Here is a 2,029-nt window from a genome sequence, read left to right as displayed (position 1 = left end):
CGGCCGCCCGGCGACTGGGCGAACCGGCGGCCCTGACGGGATGATCCCGCGCCCCCTGGCCGGAGGCAGCACCCACCACTGTGTGCCTGCCATGACACACTGCGTGTCAACACGCTTTCGGGAAAAGGGAGTTGCGGCCGAGGGGTAGGCGCGGTCCGCCCTCGCGGCTCGGGGACCGGACCCGGTGTCCCGACAGCACGGCCCGTCGCCCCACGGAAACGGCGGAGAACGGCCGACCCGCCGCACGGACCGAGTCCCGACCGAACATGGAGGACGAGCATGACGGACGCCCCCGACGACTCCGGAATGATCGACACCAGCAGGCCGCATCCCGCGCGTATGTACGATTATTACCTTCAGGGGAAGGACCACTACCCGGCCGACGCCGCGGCGGCCGAGCAGGTGCTCGCCCTGGTTCCGCACGGCAGGGCCGCCGCGCTGGCCAACCGCCGCTTTATGCACCGGGCCGTCCGCGGGCTCGCCCAGCAGGGCGTCCGCCAGTTTCTCGACGTCGGCACCGGCATACCCACCGAGCCCAACCTCCATCAGGTCGCCCAGGGTGTCGCGCCGGACACCCGGGTGGCGTACGTGGACAACGACCCCATCGTGCTCCGGCACGCCGAGGCGCTGCTGCGCGGCACTCCCGAGGGCCGGACGGAGTACATCCAGGCCGATGTCCGGGACCCGGACACCATCCTCGAAGGCGCGCGTTCCGTGCTCGACTTCGACCAGCCCATCGCCCTCTCCCTGGTGGCGCTGCTGCACTTCGTCCCCGACGAGCACGACCCCCGGGGAATCCTTGCGCGACTCCTCGAACCCCTCGCCCCCGGCAGCCATCTGGTGCTCTCTCACGGGACGGGCGACCGCGACCCCGCCGCCACCGTCGAACGGGTCGTGGAGATCTACCGGAACGGCGGAGTGCCGCTCCAGATGCGCTCGCGGGCCGAGTTCGCCGCGTTCTTCGACGGACTGGAACTGATCGGCCCCGGAGTCCAGCTCGTCTCGGACTGGAACCCGGAACCCGGTGATCAGGAACCCGGGGGGATGCCGGCACCGCTGTACGGGGGAGTCGCCGTCAAGGTGTGAGGCGGGTGCCCGCGTCCCGCCGGTCCGGTCCCTCACCCGACCGGACCCGGGAGGCCAGGCCATCGGACCCGGGAGGCCGGGCCACCGGGTCCGGATGTGCCCCGGCGCACCGGGCCGGTCTGCTCCGGATGGGCGATGTGTTGCGGTCCGGGGCACCTCGGGTCACTCTGTTGAGTGACCCAGAAGCGACACATGGTCACTCTTCGCACTCGGGGTCCTGTAGCCGAAGAGACCAGCCCGGTCGCGGTGAGGAGCCAACGGTCATGCACGTTCAGGCCGCCTGCCGGTACACCGTGGAAGTGCAGGCATCAACCGAGCGGATACCTCAGATCCGGCGCATCCTCGGGGCGCATCTGAGGTACTGGAAGCTCGAACCCCATATCAACCCCGTCTGCCGGGCGGTCGACGAGCTGATCGCCAATGTGGTGCGGCACGTCCCCGGTGACAAGACCTGCGTGGTCGAGCTGCGCTGGACCGGACGCCATCTGATCGTGTCCGTCGCCGACAACGATCCCCGGATGCCCCGGCTGACCAGCTCCTGCCCCGCCACCGGCGGACTCGCCACCGTCGCGGTGCTCAGCGACAGCTGGGGCACCTGTGGTACGGCCACGGGCAAGGTGATCTGGTTCAGCAGGCGGGTGAAGCAGGCCGAGCGCGTCCCGCGCACCGCCCGCGCGCCGATGCCACCCGTCCGGGAGGTCAGGCCGCTGCCCGCCGATACGCCCGTCGAGTGGGATCTCGACTGGGGGACCCGGCAGGGAGCCCGGGAACCCGGCCGGATCGCCGCCGCCCGCTGATCCCCTGCGGCACACGGGACCGCACCCCCGCGCCGGGTACCGGCCGCGGGGGGGGGGGGGGCGCGGGGCCGCGCCCCCCCCGCCCCGCCCGCCGGGCCCCCCCCCCCCGGGCGGGGCCCCGACCCGGAGCCCGGCGGCCCCCCCCC

Annotated in this window: 2 protein-coding genes; both read left to right on the top strand. The window is 72.6% G+C overall.

Annotated features, from left to right (window positions below; genetic code table 11):
* Positions 1–279 precede the first annotated feature (279 nt).
* Positions 280–1,086, top strand: a complete 807-nt coding sequence (locus tag ACWF94_RS39500; RefSeq protein WP_453499966.1) for an SAM-dependent methyltransferase — start codon at positions 280–282, stop codon at positions 1,084–1,086.
* Between the two features lie 263 nt (positions 1,087–1,349).
* Complete coding sequence (locus tag ACWF94_RS39495; RefSeq protein ID WP_453499964.1) at positions 1,350–1,883, top strand: ATP-binding protein; 534 nt, start codon at positions 1,350–1,352, stop codon at positions 1,881–1,883.
* The last annotated feature ends 146 nt before the right edge of the window (positions 1,884–2,029 follow it).

It is taken from the genome of Streptomyces sp. NPDC055078 (assembly GCF_053607985.1).
This window is presented reverse-complemented; position numbering and strand designations above follow the sequence as displayed.

Excerpts from the sequence above, each read along its gene's own strand:
- ACWF94_RS39500 (WP_453499966.1), top strand. The coding sequence starts at position 280 with ATGACGGACGCCCCCGACGACTCCGGAATGATCGACACCAGCAGGCCG.
- ACWF94_RS39495 (WP_453499964.1), top strand. The coding sequence starts at position 1,350 with ATGCACGTTCAGGCCGCCTGCCGGTACACCGTGGAAGTGCAGGCATCA.